Annotated in this window: 17 protein-coding genes; 11 read left to right on the top strand and 6 right to left on the bottom strand. The window is 61.4% G+C overall.

Going from position 1 to position 20,934, the window contains the following annotated elements; translation table 11 throughout:
- Positions 1 to 49: 49 nt before the first annotated feature.
- The 5 genes from BLQ10_RS13065 (at position 50) to BLQ10_RS13045 (ending at position 9,229) form a co-directional block, all read left to right on the top strand.
- On the top strand, positions 50 to 1,927 hold the full coding sequence (locus tag BLQ10_RS13065) for an N-6 DNA methylase (protein WP_091562698.1): 1,878 nt from the start codon (positions 50 to 52) through the stop codon (positions 1,925 to 1,927).
- 144 nt (positions 1,928 to 2,071) lie between these two features.
- A complete protein-coding gene (locus BLQ10_RS13060) occupies positions 2,072 to 3,628 on the top strand; it encodes a type I restriction-modification system subunit M (RefSeq protein WP_091562696.1) in 1,557 nt (518 codons plus the stop codon).
- Positions 3,625 to 5,118 (top strand): type I restriction-modification system subunit M, encoded by a 1,494-nt coding sequence (locus tag BLQ10_RS13055; RefSeq protein WP_091562694.1) that lies wholly within the window; start codon positions 3,625 to 3,627, stop codon positions 5,116 to 5,118. Before BLQ10_RS13060 ends, BLQ10_RS13055 begins: the two co-directional genes overlap by 4 nt.
- Complete coding sequence (locus BLQ10_RS13050; RefSeq protein WP_175558609.1) at positions 5,115 to 6,293, top strand: restriction endonuclease subunit S; 1,179 nt, start codon at positions 5,115 to 5,117, stop codon at positions 6,291 to 6,293. The genes BLQ10_RS13055 and BLQ10_RS13050 overlap by 4 nt, the downstream gene beginning before the upstream one ends.
- On the top strand, positions 6,293 to 9,229 hold the full coding sequence (locus tag BLQ10_RS13045; RefSeq protein WP_091562687.1) for a type I restriction endonuclease subunit R: 2,937 nt from the start codon (positions 6,293 to 6,295) through the stop codon (positions 9,227 to 9,229). The genes BLQ10_RS13050 and BLQ10_RS13045 overlap by 1 nt, the downstream gene beginning before the upstream one ends.
- Before the next feature lie 48 nt (positions 9,230 to 9,277).
- Here BLQ10_RS13045 and BLQ10_RS13040 read toward each other — a convergent pair whose 3' ends face one another.
- Complete coding sequence (locus BLQ10_RS13040) at positions 9,278 to 9,859, bottom strand: recombinase family protein (protein WP_091562984.1); 582 nt, start codon at positions 9,857 to 9,859, stop codon at positions 9,278 to 9,280.
- Between the two features lie 360 nt (positions 9,860 to 10,219).
- Between BLQ10_RS13040 and BLQ10_RS13035 the strand changes: the two genes are divergently transcribed.
- Positions 10,220 to 11,176 carry a hypothetical protein gene (locus tag BLQ10_RS13035; protein ID WP_139164233.1) on the top strand — a complete coding sequence of 319 codons (957 nt, stop codon included), beginning with the start codon at positions 10,220 to 10,222 and terminating at the stop codon, positions 11,174 to 11,176.
- Positions 11,177 to 11,255: 79 nt separating this feature from the next.
- On the opposite strand, the gene BLQ10_RS13030 is transcribed toward BLQ10_RS13035, so the two are convergent.
- The 3 genes from BLQ10_RS13030 to BLQ10_RS13020 all read right to left on the bottom strand — a co-directional run bounded on the left by BLQ10_RS13030 (position 11,256) and on the right by BLQ10_RS13020 (position 12,950).
- Entirely contained in the window at positions 11,256 to 11,567 is a 312-nt protein-coding gene (locus BLQ10_RS13030; RefSeq protein WP_254785547.1) for a hypothetical protein, read from the bottom strand.
- The gene (locus BLQ10_RS13025; RefSeq protein ID WP_091562677.1) at positions 11,548 to 11,880 is read right to left on the bottom strand and encodes a hypothetical protein; all 333 of its coding nucleotides are present in this window, start codon (positions 11,878 to 11,880) and stop codon (positions 11,548 to 11,550) included. Before BLQ10_RS13025 ends, BLQ10_RS13030 begins: the two co-directional genes overlap by 20 nt.
- A gap of 419 nt (positions 11,881 to 12,299) precedes the next feature.
- Positions 12,300 to 12,950, bottom strand: a complete 651-nt coding sequence (locus BLQ10_RS13020; RefSeq protein WP_091562674.1) for a helicase associated domain-containing protein — start codon at positions 12,948 to 12,950, stop codon at positions 12,300 to 12,302.
- 501 nt (positions 12,951 to 13,451) lie between these two features.
- Between BLQ10_RS13020 and BLQ10_RS13015 the strand changes: the two genes are divergently transcribed.
- A complete protein-coding gene (locus BLQ10_RS13015; RefSeq protein ID WP_091562671.1) occupies positions 13,452 to 14,771 on the top strand; it encodes a ParB/RepB/Spo0J family partition protein in 1,320 nt (439 codons plus the stop codon).
- A gap of 136 nt (positions 14,772 to 14,907) precedes the next feature.
- On the opposite strand, the gene BLQ10_RS13010 is transcribed toward BLQ10_RS13015, so the two are convergent.
- Together BLQ10_RS13010 and BLQ10_RS13005 are read right to left on the bottom strand one after the other, a co-directional pair.
- Entirely contained in the window at positions 14,908 to 15,435 is a 528-nt protein-coding gene (locus tag BLQ10_RS13010; RefSeq protein ID WP_139164232.1) for a Pycsar system effector family protein, read from the bottom strand.
- On the bottom strand, positions 15,435 to 16,412 hold the full coding sequence (locus BLQ10_RS13005; RefSeq protein ID WP_175558608.1) for an adenylate/guanylate cyclase domain-containing protein: 978 nt from the start codon (positions 16,410 to 16,412) through the stop codon (positions 15,435 to 15,437). The genes BLQ10_RS13010 and BLQ10_RS13005 overlap by 1 nt, the downstream gene beginning before the upstream one ends.
- A gap of 235 nt (positions 16,413 to 16,647) precedes the next feature.
- Here BLQ10_RS13005 and BLQ10_RS13000 point away from each other — a divergent pair, with 235 nt between their 5' ends.
- The 4 genes from BLQ10_RS13000 to BLQ10_RS12985 all read left to right on the top strand — a co-directional run bounded on the left by BLQ10_RS13000 (position 16,648) and on the right by BLQ10_RS12985 (position 20,828).
- Entirely contained in the window at positions 16,648 to 17,535 is an 888-nt protein-coding gene (locus BLQ10_RS13000; protein ID WP_175558607.1) for a DUF2971 domain-containing protein, read from the top strand.
- A gap of 136 nt (positions 17,536 to 17,671) precedes the next feature.
- Positions 17,672 to 18,274: a recombinase family protein gene (locus BLQ10_RS12995; protein ID WP_091562662.1), complete on the top strand. Its 603-nt coding sequence runs from the start codon at positions 17,672 to 17,674 to the stop codon at positions 18,272 to 18,274.
- Positions 18,271 to 19,362, top strand: coding sequence for a hypothetical protein (locus BLQ10_RS12990; RefSeq protein ID WP_091562659.1), 1,092 nt, complete (start codon positions 18,271 to 18,273; stop codon positions 19,360 to 19,362). Before BLQ10_RS12995 ends, BLQ10_RS12990 begins: the two co-directional genes overlap by 4 nt.
- A 488-nt stretch (positions 19,363 to 19,850) precedes the next feature.
- Positions 19,851 to 20,828 carry a hypothetical protein gene (locus BLQ10_RS12985; protein ID WP_091562656.1) on the top strand — a complete coding sequence of 326 codons (978 nt, stop codon included), beginning with the start codon at positions 19,851 to 19,853 and terminating at the stop codon, positions 20,826 to 20,828.
- The last annotated feature ends 106 nt before the right edge of the window (positions 20,829 to 20,934 follow it).

Here is a 20,934-nt window from a genome sequence, read left to right as displayed (position 1 = left end):
GGACATCGCTGAAGTCTCGCGGGGAGCTGTGAGTAATTGGCGTAGGCGGATGGACGACTTCCCGAAACGGGTCGCCGGCACAGAATCTAAGCCCTTGTTCTCTCGGCAGGAGGTAACCGCATGGCTTGAACGCCGCGGACACAGTCAGAGGACGGACGCTGGCGAAACCGGCGTATGGGCAGCCCTTAACCTCGTGCGTGGAGAACTCTCCGCGGACGACGCCGCTGACCTAGTTCTGTCGCTCGCCGTTGCTCGCAAGACGGGCGCCTCTGCGGCAGCCGACATCCCGCACGTCGCGCCCGAAACCCTCACTCGGCTAGAGGACGCAATCGCGCGAGTCGACATTTCCGCTCTCGGCTCCGCCGCAGACTTCGCCCTCGAACGCTTGGCCAAGGCACAGGGCAAGCTTGGTGCGCATCTCGGTTTCGTCGGCTCACGCACCTCGACCTTGCTCGCCAACCTAGCGGCCGCGCGGCCGGACGGCGTCCTTTACGACCCCGCATGCGGTATCGGAGCCGCGCTCATCGAGTCAGTCAAGCTCGGAGCTCGACCCGTGAAAGTCATCGGTCACGACATCAACCCGCGCGCCCTTAGGATCGCCGCGCAGCGAGCGGAATTACACGGAGTCGACATCGAGCTAACAAAGACCAACGTGTTGGCCGAAGACATCGAACCGAGTCTGCGTGCAGATGTGATCCTCCTTGAACCGCCATTCGGAGTCAGATTGGACGGCTCCATGCGCCTGACAGACGCCCGCTTCGACTTCGGGGCGCCACCGCGATCCTCTGCTGACACTGCATGGCTTCAGCACGCCGTCGCTCATCTGACTGAAACCGGGCGCGCCTACGTACTCAGTCCAGCCGGCCCACTGTTTCGTGGAGGGGAAGAGGGGAAGATCCGCACAGAGTTCGTCCGCCGCGGGTGCGTTGAAGCGGTCGTGGGGCTCCCCGGAAAGCTTCTGCCGCAAACTTCGATCCCACTGGCGCTATGGGTCCTCCGACACCCCGTCAAAGATGCGCTCACCGAAAGCGTCCTTTTCATCGACGCCTCCGACTCGGTCGCGCCGGAGAACCACATTGCGGCATGGCTCACCGAACCCGCGGCCCAGGACGATGCCCCTCACGCGGTGGTGCCGATCACCGACGTGCTAGCGGCAGAGTCAGTCCTCGTCCCGCAGCGGTGGGTTGACCGCACGGAACGTAACCCGAGGGAGATCACGAAGGCATACTTCGGGGGCTGGACTTCAATCAACGAAACGATCGGACAGCTGACGAAGGACCTGCCGTCGTTTCAGCGCTTCGAGGGCTTCCCCAAGTCACGTGTGATGACGGTCGGTGAGCTTGTTGAGCAGGAGGTTTTGGAGCTCCGGCTTGGTCGGCCTAAAGATCGCTATGAGGACGCGCCGGGGGAGCTGCGAGAGAGGATTGTGACTGCCGCCGATGTTCGCGACAGCACCCTCCGCCGAACCGGCATCGACACAAAGTACGACAACTACCCCGAGCTCACAATTGAAGGTGATGTTCTGGCGACGGCGATGAACACCATCCGTGCCTGCGTGGACACCGCAGGCGGACATCTGCCTTCCACCGGCGTCTATCGGCTCCGCGTGCTCGACGATGAAGTGCTCTCGCCGTCGTACCTTGCTATCGCGCTGACGGGAAGTTGGAATGAGCGCTTCCAGGGGGGGAGCACCATCCAGCGCGCGTCGATACGTGATCTCGAAGTGCCCCTAGTGCCCAAGTCACAGCAGCAGGAAATCGAACTTGCTGTGCATTCGCTTCAGTTACTCCACGAGCAAGTAAAGAGCATCGCGGCCGAGGCTGGGGCCGTCCGGACGGCGCTCTTGGATGGCGTCCGATACAACGCTCCTCTCGCGAAGTCGACGATTCCAGTCCACAACTCCGGCCAAGACGAACGCGACGAATAAGGGGGAGCCAAATGACTGTCAACTGCATTATGGGGTCCGAACTTGAGCGTCGGAATTGGAAGAATCCGGATGTGATTTCAAGGGGCGTGTTCGAGGACATCGACGGTTCCGCCGCTGATACCAGGTTTTGAGGTAAGGGAGAAAATGACTGAGGACCAAGCGAGGGAGTACGTGAACAGCTCTCTGGTGACAGTTCAGCCGCTGTCACTGTCAGAGCTGGAAAACTATCTGGCCAAGGCAGCCGATCTCCTACGCGGGAGCATCGACCAGGCCGACTTCAAGGCGTACATCTTCCCGCTGATGTTCTTCAAGCGGATCAACGACGTCTACCTAGAGGAGTTCGCCCACGCGCTGGAGGAGTCCGCAGGTGACCACGCGTTCGCGGCCTTCGCCGAGAACCACCGGTTCGCGATTCCCGAGGGCACCCTGTGGGATGACGTGCGTGGCCACACCGAGAACATCGGCACCGCGTTGCAGACCGCGTTCCGTGAGATCGAGAAGGCCAACCCCGAGACGCTATACGGCATCTTCGGCAACGCCAACTGGACCAACAAGGACAAGCTGCCCGACCGAAAACTCGCCGACCTGATCGAGCACTTCTCGACCAAGACGCTGTCGAACGCCAGCGTCGCCCCGGACGTGTTCGGCAACGCATACGAATACCTCATCAAACGCTTCGCCGACCAGTCGAACAAGAAGGCCGGTGAGTACTACACCCCGCGTTCGGTGGTCAGGCTGCTCATCAACATCCTCGATCCTAAGGAAGGTGAAAGCGTCTACGATCCGGCATGCGGCACCGGCGGCATGCTTATCGAAGTCATCGAACACGTAAAGGCTGCCGGAGGCAGCCCCAAGACGCTGTGGGGCAAACTCTATGGTCAGGAGAAGGTGCTCGCGACGTCCGCGATCGCCCGCATGAACCTCTTGCTCCACGGCATCGAGGACTTCAGCATCGTCCGCGAAGACACTCTGCGGGACCCGGCCTTCTACACGGGCAACCACCTCGCACAGTTCGACTGCGTGGTCGCCAACCCGCCCTTCTCGCTGAAGAACTGGGGCGAGAGCGAGTGGGCTTCCGACAAGTGGGGCCGCAACGGCCTCGGAGGCGTCCCGCCGAAGGGATACGCAGACTGGGCATGGGTCCAGCACATGCTCACCTCCGCCCGACCCAAGACCGGCCGCGTCGCGGTGGTCTTGCCCCAGGGTGCTCTGTTCAGGCAAGGTGCCGAGGCGAGGATCCGCACGCACATGCTCAAGTCAGACGTCGTCGACGCCGTCATCGGTCTGGCGCCCAACCTGTTCTATGGCACCGGCCTCGCCGCGTGCGTCCTCATCCTTCGCCAGCAGAAGCAGGCCGACGAGATGGGCAAGGTGCTCTTCATTAACGGCGAGAACCTCTTCAAGCGCGGCCGCAACCAGAACACCCTTGAGTCGGAGCACGCCGAGGAGCTTCTGGACACCTATGAGTCGTTCACCGACATCGAGGGCCGGGCGCGCGTCATTGACCTCGAAGAGATCGCTGGCAACGGCTACAACCTAAACATCCCGCTATACGTCGCGCCCGCCGACACCGGCAAACGGATCACCCAGGAGCAGGCTCTCATCGATCTCAATGCCGCTCACACAATGGCAGCAGAGACTCGCGCCGCACTGGAGGCCGAGTTAGCCAAGTGGGGCCTCGGACAGGACGTGACGGTATGAGTAGCCGCATCACCCAACATGAGCTGGAGAACTATCTATGGGGCGCCGCCACCGTGCTGCGCGGCCTCATCGATGCCGGCGACTACAAGCAGTACATCTTCCCGCTTGTCTTCCTGAAGCGGATCTCGGACGTGTACGACGAGGAGCACGCCGCCGCCATGGAGATCTACGGCGACGAGCTGCTTGCAGACCTCCCCGAGAACCACCGCTTCGCCATCCCCGGCGGTTGCCACTGGGACGACATTCGCGCTGTCACCAGCGACATCGGCTCCACGGTTCTCAAGGCCATGCGCGCCATCGAATCCGCCAACCCCGACACCCTGCCCGGCGTGTTCGGCGACGGCGACTGGGGCAACAAGAACCTGCTGCCGGACTCGACGCTGTCGGATCTGATCGAGCACTTCTCGAGCAAGACGCTCTCGATCGCCAATCTGCCGGAGGACGAGCTCGGCAACGGTTACGAGTACCTCATCAAGAAGTTCGCCGACGACTCCGGCCACACCGCGCAGGAGTTCTACACCAACCGCACCCTCGTCCATCTGATGACGCTCATGCTGGAACCTCAGCCGGGTGAGTCGGTCTATGACCCCACATGTGGCACCGGCGGAATGCTCATCTCCACTGCCGCCGAGATGAAGCGCCAAGGCAAGGAGTGGCGGAACCTACGCCTCTACGGCCAGGAGCTCAACCACGGGACCTCCGCTATCGCCCGCATGAACCTGTTCCTGCACGGCATCACCGACGGCCACATCGCCCATGGCGACACCCTCGCCCGGCCAGACTTTCTGAACTCAAAGGGTGACCTGCAGACCTTCGACGTCGTACTCGCGAACCCACCCTACTCCATTAGGGCATGGAATCGAGCTGCGTTCGCCAGGGACGCCTACGGTCGGAACATCTGGGGCGTTCCGCCCCAGAACGCTGCGGACTACGCCTTCATCCAACACATCACCAAGAGCCTGGACCCCAAGACCGGTCGTGCCGCTGTCCTGCTTCCTCACGGCATCCTTCACCGCCTAGCCGAGGCTGAGGTACGTCGCGCGATGATTGAATCTGACCTGGTCGAGGCGGTCATCGGGCTCGCACACGGGCTGTTCTACAACTCGGGCATGGAAGCGATCGTCCTCGTGCTCAACGCCAACAAACCCGTTGAGCGCCAAGGCCAGGTGCTCTTCATCAACGCCAAGAACGAATATTTCCGCGAGGGGGTTCAGTCGTTCCTGAGCGATGCGCACCAGACGAGGATCCTCGACGCCTACCGGCACTTCTCGCCTGAACTCGGCTTTGCCGCCGTCTCCTGCCTCGACGAAATCAGGTCCAAGGGGCACACGCTCGCTATCCCCGCATACGTCCCAGTAGCACGAGCGGCCGCCGGAGAGGCGGACTCTCTAAGCGTCGCCGATGCAGTCGCGGCATGGCGCTCGGCTTCCGCCGCGGCCGACGTCGCACTAGACGATATCCAAGAGTTGCTTGCGGGCGGGACCAAGTGAATCTCAACCTAGACAAATCCACCTGGAAGCGCGTTCGCCTTGGCGACGTGATCCACCGATCCCGAAAGCAAGTGGATCCCCTCGCAGAGGGCGTCCAACGCTACGTCGCCGGCGGCCACATCGACAGCGATTCGATCACCATCGGCCGTTGGGGTGACCCGACAGATGGCCAGATGGGTTCAACCTTCCGGTACGTCTTTGGGCCGGGCCAGGTCCTCTTCGTCTCTGCCCGTCCTTACCTGCGCAAGTCCGGGGTCGTCGACTTCGCCGGTGTCGTGGCCGACAAGACCTACGTTCTCGATGCAATTCCCGAGAACGGGCTCCTCCAGGAGTTCTTGCCGTTCCTGGTCTCCTCTGACCCATTCATCGAGTACGCCAACAATCAGGCGACCGGTTCGATGAACCCACGGTTGCTGTGGGGACCGCTCCAGCGATTCGAGTTGGATCTCCCTCCTCTTGATGAACAGAAGCGAATCGCGGACCTTCTCTGGGCGATCGAACGGCACCGGTCAGAAGTAGTGTCTTCACGGCAGCGAGCGAATAGTCTCCTTGAGAAGGTGCGCTCTGCAATGTTCGATGGCGACGAGGATGGCGTCATGGCGAACGAGGTATTCGAAATCACGATTGGCCGGCAACGATCACCGAAGCATGAAGTTGGCGATCACATCGTCTCCTACCTCCGCTCCGCAAATGTCACTCTCGGCGGCATCGACGTCTCTGACGTCAAGTCGATGAACTTCACACCAAGAGAACAGGCGAAGTTCTCACTTCGACCCGGCGACGTACTCGTCTCGGAGGCGAGTGCCAGCGCACCTTCCGTCGGAATGCCTGCCGCCTGGAATGGGGAACTGTCCGGGGTGGTGTGCTTCCAGAACACGCTGCTGCGCTATCGGGCAATCGAAGGTGTCACCTTGCCCGCCTTTGTCGAGCAGTATTGCAACTGGGCATTCGAGACCGGACAGTTCTTGGCCGCAGCATCGGGTACGAATATTCGGCACATCGGCGTCGGTGGCGCCACCTCAATGCGCCTTCGTTGCCCACCCTTGGACGAGCAGAGGGCGTTCATCGCCGACACTTCCGCTGCGGAAGCGTCAGTTCGGGCTATCGAATCTGAATTTCTTGCGCTCAAGTCCCTCTCAACGGCAATTATGGCCGAGATCTTTGGAGGCAACTGATGGCCCAGTTCAACGAGGCCAACTCGGTCCGCGACTTCATCCGCGACCTGGTGAAGTCGATCGACATCCAGTTCGTCCCGGGCAACGAGCTGCCGCGAAGCACCGACCAGGTGCTGCTGGAAGGCATGGTGAAGGCTGCGCTCATCCGGTTGAACCCGGAGATCGGGGCCGATCCGGAAAAGGCCGACGAGGTCATCTACAACCTCCGAGCGATACTGATTGCCGCCCGCACGAGCCCGCATCCGGTGGTCGCCAACGGAGAGTTCATGGCTTGGTTGACCGGTCAGAAGTCGATGCCGTTCGGCCCGAACGGCGAACACACAACCGTCCGACTGATCGACTTCAACCACCCCGACGAAGACTCGTCAAACCAGTGGGTGATCTCGACAGAGGTCACCTTCAAGCAGGGGCGGTTGGAGAAGCGGTTCGACCTGGTGCTGTGGTGCAACGGGTTCCCCCTCGTCGTCGGTGAGGCAAAGACGCCGATCCGGCCGGCGTACACGTGGATCGACGGTGCCGCTCAGATCCACGATGACTACGAGCAGAGCGTGCCGCAGTTCTTCGTGCCAAACGTCTTCTCGTTCGCAACAGAAGGCAAGGACTTCCGCTACGGCACAGTCGGTATGCCCATCGAGCTCTGGGGGCCATGGCGCGAGGAGGCTACCGACGACGACGCGCCCGCCAAGATCGGTCTCGTGGCGGTCGAGGATGCCGTCGAGGGTGTCCTGAAGCCGGCCGCGGTGCTGGACTTCCTGCGGTTCTTCACGATCTACGCGACCGACAGGAAGCACCGCAAGATCAAAATCATCGCCCGCTTCCAGCAGTTCCAGGCGACCAACCTCATCGTCCAGCGCGTGCTGCACGGCCAGATCAAGCAGGGACTTATCTGGCACTTCCAGGGATCCGGCAAGTCACTGCTGATGGTCTTCACCGCGCTCAAGCTGCGGGCGATGGCGGAGTTGACGAACCCGACGATCCTGATCGTTGTCGACCGCATCGACCTCGACACCCAGATCACAGGAACCTTCAACGCATCCGACGTGCCCGGGCTGGTGTCGACGGACTCGCGAGCTCAGCTGCAGACCTTGTTGAGCCAAGGAGCCCGAAAAGTCATCATCACGACGATCCACAAGTTCGGCGAGGCGCCCGGCGTGCTCGACTCCCGCGACAACATCATCGCGATGGTCGACGAGGCCCACCGCTCGCAGGAGGGCGACTACGGGCAGAAGATGCGCGAGGCCCTGCCGAACGCGTTCCTCTTCGGCCTGACAGGCACCCCCATCAACAAGAGGGACCGCAACACCTTCATGTGGTTCGGCTCGCCCGAGGACGAGGGCGGCTATCTGTCGCGTTACTCCTTCCACGATTCGATCCGTGACGGCGCAACGCTGCCGCTACACTTCGAACCGCGCCTGTCGGAGATCCATATCGACCAGGAGGCGATCGACGCCGCCTTCGAGGAGCTCGCGGCCGACCGGGATCTGTCAGAGAGCGACAAGATCACACTCTCGAAGAAAGCCGCCTCGATCGAGGTCCTCATCAAGACCCCGTCGCGCATCACCAAGATTGCTGCCGACATCGCGGACCATTTCAGCGCCAAAGTCGAACCGGAAGGGTTAAAGGCACAGGTCGTCGCCTACGACAGGGCGTCCTGCATGGCCTACAAGGAGGAGTTCGACAAGCACTTCGGCCCCGAGACATCGACGATCGTCATGTCCAAGTCCCGCGGCGACTCCCCTGACGTGGCGAAGTGGACTCCTGACGCTGAAGACCTGGAGCAGGTCCTCGCGCGCTTCAATGATCCAGCCGACCCACTGAAGATCATCGTCGTCACCGCCAAGCTCCTCACAGGCTTCGACGCCCCGATACTCTACTGCCAGTACCTGGACAAGCCGCTCAAGGAGCACACTCTCCTCCAGGCGATCACACGCACCAACCGTGTCTACCCGCCGAACAAGACCCATGGCCTGATCGTGGACTACCTGGGCATCTTCGACGACGTCGCCAAGTCGCTGGCCTTCGACGAGAAGTCCGTGCGGCAGGTCATCTCCAACATCGAGGAGCTCAAAAGCCAGCTTGCACCCGCGATCGCCGCCGTTCTGGTGTTCTTCCCCGGGGTCGACCGGACAGTGGGCGGCTACGAGGGGCTCGTTCAGGCACAGTCGGCCGTTGCCGACGACACCACCAAGGACGCGTTCGGACTCGCGTATAGCATCGTCTCCCAGCTCTGGGAGGCCCTCAGTCCCGATCCGATGCTCGCGCAATACCGCGACGACTACCGCTGGCTCACCGACGTCTATGAGTCCGTCCGCCCCTCTGACATCACCGGCCGGCTGGTGTGGCACGCGCTCGGCGCGAAGACGGTCGATCTCATCAACGAGCATGTGCAGGTCGAGATCCCACAAGGGGCGGAAACTATCGTGCTGGATGCCCAGACGATCGAGGACCTCATGCTGGGCAAGCGCCACGACATCCCAGCCGCAGAGCTCGAGAAGCAGATCACTGCCCGGATAGCCCGGCATCTGAACAACCCAGTCTTCGTTGAGCTCGGGCAGCGTCTCAACGCCCTCCGCGACAAGTACACCGACATCCAGCAGTCAAGCCTCGATTTCCTCCGCGAACTGCTCGAGCTCGCCCGTGACACCGTCGCCGCTGAGAAGACCGTGAACGAGGTCCCGAGGGAGGAGCAGGGCAAGGCCGCGCTGTCCGACCTCTTCGAGGCCCTCAAGACCGACGAGACACCCATCATCGTCGACAACATCGTCAACCGGATCGACGAAGTTGTCCGAGCTATCCGCTTCGACGGGTGGCAGTCCACCATTCGGGGCGATCAGGAGGTCCGACAGGCCCTCCGCAAGACCCTCTACGTCCAGTTCAAGATCCGCGACAACGACGTCTTCGAGAAGGCCCTCGGCTACGTCCGCGAATACTACTAGTCGATCCGAACGGCTTCGACCATGGGCCCAGCGCAAGGTCTGGTGGCGTCAGCTCAGAACGTCCCTTGGTTGCGCGCGCTGGAGCTCACGGTAGATGGTGGCGCGGGAGACGTCGAAGAGTTCTGCCAGCTCCGTTTGGGTGTGGGTGCCGGCAGCGTGGACGGCGAGTAGGTGGCGACGTTTGGCGGCGGTAAGTTTGGGTTGCTTCCCGCGGAGCTTGCCCTTGGCTTTCGCGATCGCCATCCCCTCGCGGGTTCGCATCCGGATCAGATCGGCCTCGAACTCTGCGACCATGCCAAGGACGTTGAACAGCAGCCGGCCCACGGGATCGGCGGGATCGTAAATCGATCCGCCAAGGCTAAGCGCAACGCCCTTCCGTGTTAGTTCGTCAGCGATATCGCGGGCGTCTGGAAGAGAGCGTGCCAGGCGGTCGAGTTTGGTGACGACAAGAGTGTCACCGGAACGCACCGCGGCCATCGTTTCGCGGAGACCTGGTCGGGTCCTGTTGGTGCCGGTGAGTCCGTGGTCGACGTGGATGTTCTCGGGGTCGACGCCGAGTGCAATGAGGCCTTCGCGTTGGGCGGTGAGGTCTTGGCCGTTCGTGGAGACGCGCGCGTATCCGATTTTCAGTGCAGTCACTGGCCTAGTGTTGCAGTTATGGAACCTTGAGTTCTTGCGGGGCTGCTCCAGCTATCCATGGAGCCACTGCACCGTTGCTTATCCTGCACGCTACTCACGGGTCGTTTGAAAGAGGATAGTTCCGGAACGGTCTCCCCCCGCGTGTCGCCATCTTTCGAAGGGCCGTCCCTGCGCGTTCCACTTCCTTGGAGGTGGAACACCCGTCGCAGACGTATTGTGGTTAGCTTCACTCGTGGAAAAACCGTCCACGAACGTGAGCGAGAGGACGTCAGAGTGAGCTCACGGAGTTCGAAAGCGCGGCGCGCGGCGCACGCCGCGAAAGTCACGGCCCGCAGCGCGCAGAGTTCCGGCATGATCAAGTGTTACGTGGAGCGCTTCGAACACAATGACGGAACGCCTGACCTCCGCCTTCGTGAGAAGTTGACCCGGCGGACGGTTCGGGTTCTTACTGACCAGCGGATGCTTCAGTCGTTGTCGCCACTGTCGAACCTTCTGCAGGACTGCTATGCCCACGGCGGGGGGCTTATCGAGCCTCGGAACCGCAAGGAGCATGTCGCCATCGTCGCGCCAATCTTTTCTCAGAACTCGCAAGAGATCGCGGTGCTGCTCGGTAACAAGCTTTCCGTGTCTGTTAACATCTTGTCCACGCGAATAACCTCTCCGCCCCTCTCCGTCTGGTGCTACGTCGAGGAGTACCCGGGCGGGAATGGGAGTCTCGGCCTTCGACTCCGGCAGAAGGTCACCGGCCGAAAGGTCGAGATGTACGGCAAGACTAAGAAACACTTGACCGAGTTCCTTGCCAGCACGCTCTTTACTGGCGCGTCCGAGCTCATGCCAAACCTCTATGAGAAGGACGGATACGACGACTACGTTCTGGTGTCTGGCGGGACTGCCGTGGACTCCTATGATGTGCTTCTCTTCAAAGGCGGCGCCGAGCTCACATACCTGCTCGGCCCGACGCCGGATACCGCGTACCGGGACGCGTTCCGCGTTCTGGAAGAGGAGTCTGCGGCCGCGGCACACTCACGTACAGCCATGGCGCATTTCGAGAGAGGCCTCTACCGCGAGGCCGTGCTCTCCGCACGTCTCGCGGTCGAGATGGCCAGCGGCGGGCGTGCTGCGGATGTGAAGCGTCGTCTCGCCGGGGCACCCCAGGTTGTTTCGGCAGCCGGCGACGCCCTTTATGCCCAGCGCCATGTCGCCGTCCATGAGGGCGGCACAAGAGTCGAACAGCAGGACGCCCTGGAATCTATCCGCGCGATGAATCACCTCCTTGACTATCTGGAGCTGAAAAGCGGCAAGCCGTAACTGCCCAGCAGCGTGAGCGCGGCCAGCCGCGGGTCGTCGTAGATCAGTCCCATGGCCCCACGCTATACGCAGGCCGGGTTTAGTTGTCGGTGATGGACTCCAGCAGCCACTGATCCGACAACGGATCGCGCCGCAGGTCAAAGGTCCGCAGGACGGAGTTCGTGCTGAGGCGGACCTGCAGGCGCCAGTATTCGATGCTGACCAGGTCGCCGCTGCCGACGGCCGCGGTGCTTTGGGTGTCCCACCAGGAGTCCCGGTCGAACCAGTGCACCGGTTCGGCGGCCACGGCCCAGATGCGGCCCTCGTGCCGGACGGCCAGGGGAGTGCCGGCCGGGGTGAACCGGACGTCCACGGGGACGTCCAGGGTTGTTTCATTCAGTGTTGCTGTCACGGTTTACACGTTCTCCCAAGTTCCTGCTCATCATTTCTTCCCGACGGGTGACCGCCGAACTCCACACCCAGGTCCGGTAGGTCACCGGACCGTCTTTCCATGTCACTTCGACGGCCTTGGCCGTCCAGGCGTATACCTCGCCGTCGACCAGTTCGGCGCAGTTCGGGAACCGGATCCATGCCTTCACCGGGATCCCGGGGAAGCCGTTCTTTGCGGGGAAGTGCTCGAAAGCGAGCTCTTCCACCGTCAGTCCGATCGGGCCGGCCCGCCGGGCATACTGCGCCTGCAGCCTGCTCGCCTGTTCCGGTCCCATACCACCACTTTCGAATATATATTCGAATAGACACGCCGAAGAAAAGCGGGACCATGCGGTATTGCTCCTGATGCATGGGCCACGCGGATCTAAGTATGGAGGGCGGCTACGACAATCAGCGATCCGGGGGTTCTGGCCGTCTTCGGCCGGACGGGTTGCACGCCAGCGGGGACAGCCCGAGCTGTGCGGAGGGCTCCACCTGCCCCCAATGGGCACAACCCGGCGGAACAGCGTGCTGTTGTTGACCGGATGCCCGGCGGTGCCTTAAGCGAAGGTATGAGGAAGCCTCCGCGCGAATCCAGGGACTCAAGCTTGGAGGCTCCCGGCTCTCCAAGCTGGGGGGACTGGAGAGCCTCAAAGAGTCTAGCGGCCGGCGGAACGTTTCTGGGGAGTCTGCCGGTACGCCGCAGGACCCGTGTCTATTGCCGGAGCGGGCGGCCCCGGGTCCTTCCGGTCCGCCAACCGGGTGCGGCACAGTCCAGGAGCCTGAGCTTTTCGGCGTCGAGCCCGCCGCGGCGGTGCTTTTGCCGCTGGACGTGGATCCACACCCCGAGAGTGTGTTCGCGCTCCGAGTCAGCCTGCTGGTGGCGGGGCCAGTCGTTGCCTTCGGCGCGGAAGTCCGCCAGCTGGGCGAGCCGGTCATGCCACCTGGCCTCATCGGCCGCTGCCCTGGGATTGCCGGCCCACTCCGGGACCCGGGCCAGGCCGTCCCTGTAGGCCGGGGACAAGGTGCCCTTGGCTGCTTCGCGCCGGCGATCGGACAGCCACCGGGCCATCGACCGTTCCTCCTTGTCCCCGGAGCGGTCACGGGGGAACCGGCCCTGGGCCATGATCCAGGCGATGACCTCGTCCATCCGGGCAAGGTCCGCGGGGGAGGGCCCGGTCTGGGTCACCGTGGCAGCCTGGTGTGCGGGCTCGAGTCCGGGGTCCTGGCGGCGGGCGATGACCAGGTGGTAGCCGACGGTAGCGGGTTCGGCGCGCACCAACTCAGCGATGCGTTGCCGGCTCAATCCGAGCCGGTACATCAGTACCCATTCCGCGTCAGGAGCGCGCCGTAGACGTTTGTCCATGATGAGGCTCATCCTGCCACGGAGGGCTGGCCCAGCGGGGCCCCAGCCGTGGCGCAGCACCGGTGCTGCCAACTGGTTCTGCCTGGTTTCCGCTGCGCTCCAACCAGTTATCGGGCGTCCGCTGGCGCGGCCGGCTGTTGGGTCCAGTGCTTCCGTCGCAGAGCTCCGGGATCCCTGGCCCTGTTGTTTACGTCTTCGACGTTTTTGGCTGCTGTCCTTCGGATCGTACGTGCCCGCTCCGGCCCGTCTAGCCCCTCCTTCGTCGGGGCCTGCGGTGCAGGTAATGTCCCTGCGGCGCTCCTTCGGCGCTTATTTCCTTCGGACACCCCCTGCCCCTTGAGCCTGTGGGTAGACAGGCCTCCGTCGGGCACAGCTCCGCAAGCTCCGCCAGCAGCCAAAAAACAACGGGGGAGGGGAGCTGGCCGGTGACCAACCGCACCCCACCCACCGGAATCCTCTGCAAAAGGAGCAACACCATGAACACCAACCCCCACCCTCGAAATGCTCGACCCCGCCACCCTGACCGTCGACATCAACGTCCGCAAAGACGCGGCCCTGACCCCGGACTTCATCGCCAGCATCAAAGAACACGGCGTCATGGAACCAGTGATCGCCCACCGCAAAGAAGACGGCACCGTCCATGTCCTGATGGGACAGCGCCGCACCCGCGCCGCCGTCGAAGCCGCCCGGCCCCAGATTCCGGTGATGATCATCGAATCCCCCGAGGAAGCCGAACGCACCGTGACCCAGGTTGTGGAGAACATCCAGCGGGCCGAGCTGACCGAAGCGGACGAAGCCGACGCCTACCACCAGCTGTCCCTGATCGGTGTCTCGGCCGCCGCGATCGCCAAGAAGACCGGCCGGACCAAAACCACGGTCGAGGGTGCACTGAAGGCCAAAGCCTCCGACGCCGGAGCCGCCGCCCTGGGCAAGGGGTACACCATCGATGAAGCGCTTATCATGGCCGAGTTTGAGGGCGATGAGGAAGCGACCGAGGAACTGGAGTCCGTGATCGCGGACGAAGCCGACCAGCTCCTGCACGTCGCCCCGCTCCTGCACGACCGCCGGGCCAGCGAGGCCGCACGTGCCGCGCTCGTTGCCGAGCTTGGGGCGGCAGGCAAGACCATCGTGGAGGACGCCGGGTACTACGACGACGACGAGAACCTGTACGTCAGCTCCGCCAAGCGTGCCGACGGGGAACCGGCCACCGACGAGGATGCCAACGCCTACAAGATCAGCACCGATTACCGGGGCCAGCACACCGCCAACCCCGTCATCACCGGCTGGAAAGACCTGGGCTTCACGACGCGCTACGCCCGTTACGACGGGGGCACCCAGTCCGAGAAAGGCCCGATGACCGAGGACCAGAAAGCCGAGCGGAAGACCCTGATCACGAACAACCGCGAGATGGAAAGCGCGACCAAGGTTAGGCGCGAGTTCGTGAAAACCGTGCTCTCGCGGAAGACCGCGCCGAAGGGCTGGCAGTACTTCACCGTCCACGCCATCACCCACCACTCCGAAACGGCCAGCGGCTACGACGGCAAGGTCGCCACCGAAATGATCGGAGCCAAGACCGGGGAGGACACCGACCGGTGGGGCTGGAACCCGCTCCGGGACCACACCGCCAAAACCACCTCCCGCCCCGAGTTCTCCCTGATCGCACTGATCTGCGCCGGGTACGAGGAGACCATCCAGAAAGACTCTTGGCGGTCCGCCGAGAAGCGACACTTCGACTACCTGAACCAGCTCACCGCTTGGGGTTACACCGCCAGCGCCGTCGAAAAAATCATCCTCGACAAGCACACCGCCGACACCGAATAACTTGAAGTGGGCCGGGCGGCTGATCTCTTTTTGCAGAGCGAAGCAGAAGGTCCCGCACCGACCAGCGCGGGACCTCCAACACCTACAAGGAAGGTATGCTCTCGCTGATCCGCCTTCGCGGACTTGCGTGTTCTCTTTAAAGCCAGCCGTCAATGAGGACTGCTAGAACACAGGACAGGGCAGCGACACCCAACAAAACCATGCCCGTCTGGATCCACCGGTACTTCTTATCTACGACGAACGACACAGCTTTCACCTGATCCAAGATGGCGCTGCCCTCATTCTTAGCCGTCCCTTCCAGGCCCCTCCGGAGCTCTTCTGGGGACAACCCAACGACGTCTCCGAAGTAAGCGACTATCCCAGGGCGGCGATTGGACCGATACTTCGTGCGGGGAAAGACGGCAGCGGCGAGAGCCAGTGTTCCGAGGGAACCGACAGCTGTCCCTGACCACCAAAGCCACTCCACACAGTCCTTCAGCTTGGTAGGATGCCAGGTGCCGGCGAGAAATGCGGCCAACAGCGCGCCGATGATTATGCCAGTAGCTGCAAGCAGCAACGACGCCTTTCCATCGGCGCGACCCAGTTCTTCGCGAGCCTCGCGCAGAATGTTTGAGGCAAGCAGGAGATGAGGAGGCTGTTGCGGCGGCTCTTTACCCCAGCCCATCAACGTTGGCCCGATCGAGGCGAAAAACGAGGGTCCCCTCTCAGGACTTGGACCTCCTCTGCGAGGCTCTTACGCAGCTGTTCGCGTTCCTTCCGCGCTTCAACCTTTGTTCCTTCTGAGCCTGAGGCAAGCAGGGTCTGCTTGCTCCTCAGCCTTTCTGGAATATCTGAGCGGTACGTGGCTCCCTGCAAGATGGCGTTGCAGTATTCTTCCCTGTGGTTGATACACCAGCCACTCTTGAGTGCCTGGCCAAATCTTTCAGCATCCGGAATCTTGTCCAGGGTCTGCTCCTCCCAGAGCAAGGACGGCTCGCCTCCTTTAACTCCGCCATTACATCCACAAGAGAATACAAGGTAGTCGTTCCCCGCAACGGCGTCCCACACACTGCCCGTCACCAGGGTCTTACCGGGTTCTGTCTGCTGTGCAGCCTTGGCGGCATAGTTAACCGGTCGCCCAGCCCAAACAGGCTCCTGCATGTCCAAGTGCCTAGGGAGGCCAACGCGTTTGGCCAAAATGGGCCCGCTCGCAATTCCGACTTTGAAACCCGTAGAAGGTGCCTCAGGCCACTTCGCCTTTAGCTGGTTCTCGAAGTCATCGCTGAAGGTATGGATAGAAATAGCTGCGCACAAAGCGCGCTCATACCGGCGCTCACCCCAGAACAAGCCGAAGCCGCCATCGCCCTGGATGTCCACAAAATCCGCATCAAGGGCGCCGAAGATCTGTACGACACCACCAACGCCAGCGTCATAGATGCTCGCCGTGCTGGCCGGCCGACGGCCCTTCTCCAAGTTTGTCGAAGACTTGAGATCGAACATGACCGTCACCAGGTCCGATAACCTGTGCCACTCCGCCTTGTCGACCGGAAGCTTGGCGACGTCGAATGAGCCGTCCTTGAGTACAACGGAGGGCATTCGCTCGAACTTCTCCGCCGTTCGCTCTGACAAGGTCTTCATAAGTATGTCCAACTCAAGCGCCATTTATTTCCCCTTCTTTTTTACAAACCTTAGTTGCTGGCACCGACACTCTCTGGGCGTGTCGAAGGACCTGATTCCTTTGCAGAGGGAACCAGGGCTGCCGTCTTTGTTGGCTCAAACTCCGTGGCGCCACAAGCCGTGCGCACCTAACTTGTCGCACGATGGAGGGGCAATTGCTCGTATAGTCGCAGAAGGCGAAACTGCCGACGCCGATGCGTCCACAGCAAGGAAAAAACGAATGCTCCCTGATTTTCCGCCCGTTCTTTATCACTACACGTCAACCGACGGACTGATAGGAATCGTCAGGAACCAAGAACTCTGGGCAACTGACATCGAGTACCTCAACGATTCTGAAGAACTCACCCACGTGTCGGCTGAGCTCACCGAACGGATCGACTCGAAGATCCTGAGTCTTGGCGGCGCTCAGATCCAGAACGACCGGGAGGATCCTCGGAGCTCTCAAATTCTCGTGCTGCTAAAGCTGCGCGAATACATCGGATTCGTGCAGGCGCACGAAAACGAGGAGAGGGCCTACATCACCTGTTTTTGCGAAAAGGACGACCTTCTCAGCCAATGGCGCGGGTACGCAGGCGCCGGCGGCTACGCGCTCGGTTTCAACTCCCTTAAGTTGGATCCTGTTCAAAGCGACGGGCTCTTTACCCCCCGAATGATGCGCGTTCTCTACGGAGCAGTGCAAGCGAGGGAGGCGCTGGATGAGGTGGTAACGAAACTGGCAGGCAGCCCCACCGCACACCCCGGAGTCCAAGCGTGGCACGAGGAGATTAACGTTCTGAGAATGCTCGCAACCGTCAAGAACCCCGGGTTCGCCGAGGAACGCGAATGGCGGACAGTGACCACCTCTCACTACAACAAACGAAAATATGGGGCCGCCGCATTTGCCCCTGAGAAGGAGCATTTCAGTCTAGAGTTCCGATCCGGAGGACTGGGAATCGTCCCATATGTGGCACGCAAGTTCCCTGCGGAGGCTCTTGTGTCCGTCACGATCGGCCCAGGCGGCGACAACCTACTGCGGCGAAGAGCGCTTATCCAGCTCATTGATGAGAGTTTGCCTGCCGAGGTAGCTTCCTCAGTGGAAATCAGAGTCTCGAAGGTCCCCTTCCGCTAACGTGCCCCTCAAAAACGACCGTTTTTGACGACCCGCCGACAAGGAGCCCGAAAAAGTCGAGATCGCCTCCTATTCTTGGTCAAAACCCGTTGCCGTAAACAAAGCGGGTCAGAACAGGATTAAGAGGGTTTTTGACGTGTCGCAGCCGCCAGGCAATGTTATTGGCTATGCCAGAGTGAGCACCAAGGACCAGTCAGTGATCTCCCAAGTCGATGCCTTGGTCGGAGCCGGCGCCGTCAAGGTCTTCCAAGAGCACGCCTCTGGTGTATCGCAGGCCCGGCCGCGATGGCAGGCATGTCTCGACCATCTCCAACCAGGCAACGTCCTGGTTGTAACCGACCTTACGAGGCTGGGGCGGAGCACCGCGGACCTCTCGTCGATCGTGGCCATACTGGGGGAGATGGGGGTCGGCTTTCGATCCCTAGCTGAACCTTGGCTGGACACAACAACCGCACACGGGCAGCTCATCTTTAATATGTTCGCTGCGCTTGCTGAGTACGAGCGGTCACGACTGTCCGAACGCACTCGGGCCGGATTGGCTGCAGCACGGGCCAGAGGCAGAAAAGGGGGGCGCCCCCGAGCCATGACGCCGGCGAAGGAAGAAGCGGCGCATCACCTTCGTACCCAGGAGAAAACGCTGCAGGAAATTGCGGCCGCGTTGGATGTTAGTCTCTCGACCGTTGTGCGGACCCTTGGTCCCCGGACTATGACGTCCGAAACGGTTGGTGAACGGCAGTGACCACCAGAACCGTTTCTTTCAGCGATTATCGCGACTGGATCTTTGCTGGCAAAGACAGAAGCTACGACAGGCATACAGACCTGCTCATCATCCATCGTTCAGACCTCGATCTATGCACCGCCACGGACCTGCAATGGGCTCTGCGGCGGGCGGAGGAAGTAGGAGGGCCGGAGCAAGTTCACGTCTCAGATATTGATGAGCGATACATCGGTATGGAAGGTATTCCCGTCGAACCAGTTGTGTTTGAGCTGGAGGAAGGGGCCCTCACCGTCTCGTTCACGTTCGTAGAGGAATTCCCGGATGCAGAGGAAGAAGCAGATGAAGGGCGCATGGTCGCGGCTATGCAACCCTTGCTGGCGCGGCATCGAGCGGCCCTTCTTTCCATCGATGAGGAGGACTATGAAGGCGTAGCCAGAATTTGGAACGTCCGGCTGGGGTTCAAGCTCACGGGACGCAAATTGGCGGCGTTGTTTAGAGCCGGCCAGGATCTGTTCGATCTTATGCAGGCGCTTGCCGGCGGAGATCCAACCCGAGAGACAGCTGGAAGTCTGGTGCGTGCCGGACGTGCTGATGTGCTGATCGGTCAGCCCGAAGGACATTGGCTTGAGGCAAAGAGTCAGCATTACGACCTTGCGACGGCCACCGGCCAGATCTCACTCGCTCAAGCCGTTTCCCGCTTTTGCAACAGCGAGGACGGTGGAATCGTCGTGGTTGGTATGACGACAAAGAAGACAGCGGCAGGGGAGCATATCCGCCAACTGAATCCAATGCCCGTTAGGCCCGGCATTGTTCGCAAGTACCACCAAGTGCTGGAAAACCGGTTGTTTCCGCTGGTTCGGGACCTTCGGATTAGCGCAGTTGAGGGCGGTCCAGGTTCAGAGATCATTCTGGTGGACATCCCTCCCCAGCCCGAGGAGCTGAAGCCCTTCCTGGTTTCTGGGGCCATAATCGACGGAAAAGTGGACGGGGCATTCATCAGTATCGTCCGGCGTAGAGGCGAGGGATCGGTTCCGACCACCGCTCAAGAGATACATTCGACGATGGTTGCCGGCCGGGCTCTCCTGAGACGCGGCCAACTTCCCCAGTAGGTGTGCCTGTGATGACGAATCATGGCTCCGGACTTAACGCAGGAGGACCCCCATTCCCATGGGGGTCCTCCTGGTGCCTAGAGCTGCGGCAGTGAGCCCCTTTCCGCTCCAAACGAACGGCTGGTACTCCCGCAGAAAAACTCAATTACCGGGGAGAGTGAGCTCTCTCGGCACTACGAGCGCACGTCGGCGCCGCTGGTCCTGCCGGCCGGCGGGGGTGGATAGGCCCCGCGGCCCAACTAAACCCAGGTCACCTGGAATGCGAGGCTCTACAAGTGCCGCACAACCCAGTTCCTGCTGCAAACTACCTCTGTGGAACTCGATAACTCGACCCTATCAGCCCATGGACGTCGAAACACTGATGATTGCTGGGAAGTCCAAATCGACCCGTGCTGTAGTTGATCACCTGCTCATGGCTTTGTTGACACAACACACCGTCTTAGTTGACGATTGACCCAGTCGTAAACCTGAGAAGTATGGAGGACTCTATGAGTACCGGGGAGCCCAACGTAGGAAACGCTCCGCCAGCAGGCGCTCAAGACGTTCCTGAGGAGCTGCTGGAGGTCTCGAAATCGCTCGCGAAGGCGCTTGACGAAGACTCCGGGAGACGCAACGCGATCCCGATTCGCAAGAGCTTTGTGCGAGCAGCGAAGGGTGCCGCAGACTCGCCTCCACTGGCTGAGCTCGTTAGAAGGGGCGGGCGCGGCGGTGGTGTGATCGTGAAGCTGTATCTGGCTCTGGTCTGGCGATGCTCAGGCGGGGCCTTTGACACGGATATCTCCGCAAGAACCTGGGCGAGACTCCTGGCGCTCGAAGACCCAAACTTCAAAGGCGCTCGGCGCGTTTCAAAAGCGATCAAAATACTTGAGGACTGCAAGCTGATCTCGGTGTTGCCGCGTCGGGGCGAACCGTCAGTCATCACCCTCCGGGATGAATCCGGAGATGACAGCCCCTACACACTTCCCTCCACCGCCTACTCATCGGAAAGACTGCCAAGGGACATCTATTTCAAAGTTCCGGCGACCCTGTGGACCGAAGGCTTTATCCAGCGAATGTCGGCACCCGCGGTGACCATGTTGCTGATCCTTTTGGCAGAGCAGTCAGGCGACGCCAACGCCGGGGACACCGATGGAAAGGACGTTTGGTGGAGCACCGAGAGGTTCCCTCAGCAGTACTCCGTCAGCCCTTCCATGAGATCCAGAGGAACCAAGGACCTTAGGGAGATGCACCTCCTCTACGTTGAACGGGCCAGCGTAGCTCCGCCAGGGAACAAACGAACCTTTGCGAGGGAGCGCGTTCGAAATGTGTACAGGCTTCAAAACCAGGCGCTGGTATATGGAGAGGAGAAACCCACCTCGAAGAAAGGGGCTACCAAGAAAGGGGCCACCAAGAAAAAGCCACCCACCCTCCAGCAGACCCTCGCCGCATGGGTTGAGGCGCAAAAAGAAGCTCAATCCTCCAGCTAGCTACATGCGGCTGTTAATGCGCGAAGTGAAACACTTGGAACGCAAGCACAACCAAGGCAAGAAATGAGAGCCGGTTCCCGCCGAGTCCCTCCGCCGCGGACGGCGC

Origin of the sequence: Arthrobacter sp. ok362 (assembly GCF_900102785.1) — a bacterium.
In the GTDB taxonomy this organism is placed as follows: Bacteria; Actinomycetota; Actinomycetes; order Actinomycetales; family Micrococcaceae; genus Arthrobacter.
This window is presented reverse-complemented; position numbering and strand designations above follow the sequence as displayed.

Excerpts from the sequence above, each read along its gene's own strand:
- BLQ10_RS13005 (WP_175558608.1), bottom strand. The coding sequence starts at position 16,412 with ATGGCGCTTGAGTTGGACATACTTATGAAGACCTTGTCAGAGCGAACG.
- BLQ10_RS13065 (WP_091562698.1), top strand. The coding sequence starts at position 50 with ATGGACGACTTCCCGAAACGGGTCGCCGGCACAGAATCTAAGCCCTTG.
- BLQ10_RS12985 (WP_091562656.1), top strand. The coding sequence starts at position 19,851 with ATGAGTACCGGGGAGCCCAACGTAGGAAACGCTCCGCCAGCAGGCGCT.
- BLQ10_RS13015 (WP_091562671.1), top strand. The coding sequence starts at position 13,452 with ATGCTCGACCCCGCCACCCTGACCGTCGACATCAACGTCCGCAAAGAC.
- BLQ10_RS13010 (WP_139164232.1), bottom strand. The coding sequence starts at position 15,435 with ATGGGCTGGGGTAAAGAGCCGCCGCAACAGCCTCCTCATCTCCTGCTT.
- BLQ10_RS13035 (WP_139164233.1), top strand. The coding sequence starts at position 10,220 with ATGATCAAGTGTTACGTGGAGCGCTTCGAACACAATGACGGAACGCCT.
- BLQ10_RS13025 (WP_091562677.1), bottom strand. The coding sequence starts at position 11,880 with ATGGGACCGGAACAGGCGAGCAGGCTGCAGGCGCAGTATGCCCGGCGG.
- BLQ10_RS13055 (WP_091562694.1), top strand. The coding sequence starts at position 3,625 with ATGAGTAGCCGCATCACCCAACATGAGCTGGAGAACTATCTATGGGGC.
- BLQ10_RS13060 (WP_091562696.1), top strand. The coding sequence starts at position 2,072 with ATGACTGAGGACCAAGCGAGGGAGTACGTGAACAGCTCTCTGGTGACA.
- BLQ10_RS13000 (WP_175558607.1), top strand. The coding sequence starts at position 16,648 with ATGCTCCCTGATTTTCCGCCCGTTCTTTATCACTACACGTCAACCGAC.
- BLQ10_RS13045 (WP_091562687.1), top strand. The coding sequence starts at position 6,293 with ATGGCCCAGTTCAACGAGGCCAACTCGGTCCGCGACTTCATCCGCGAC.
- BLQ10_RS13020 (WP_091562674.1), bottom strand. The coding sequence starts at position 12,950 with ATGGACAAACGTCTACGGCGCGCTCCTGACGCGGAATGGGTACTGATG.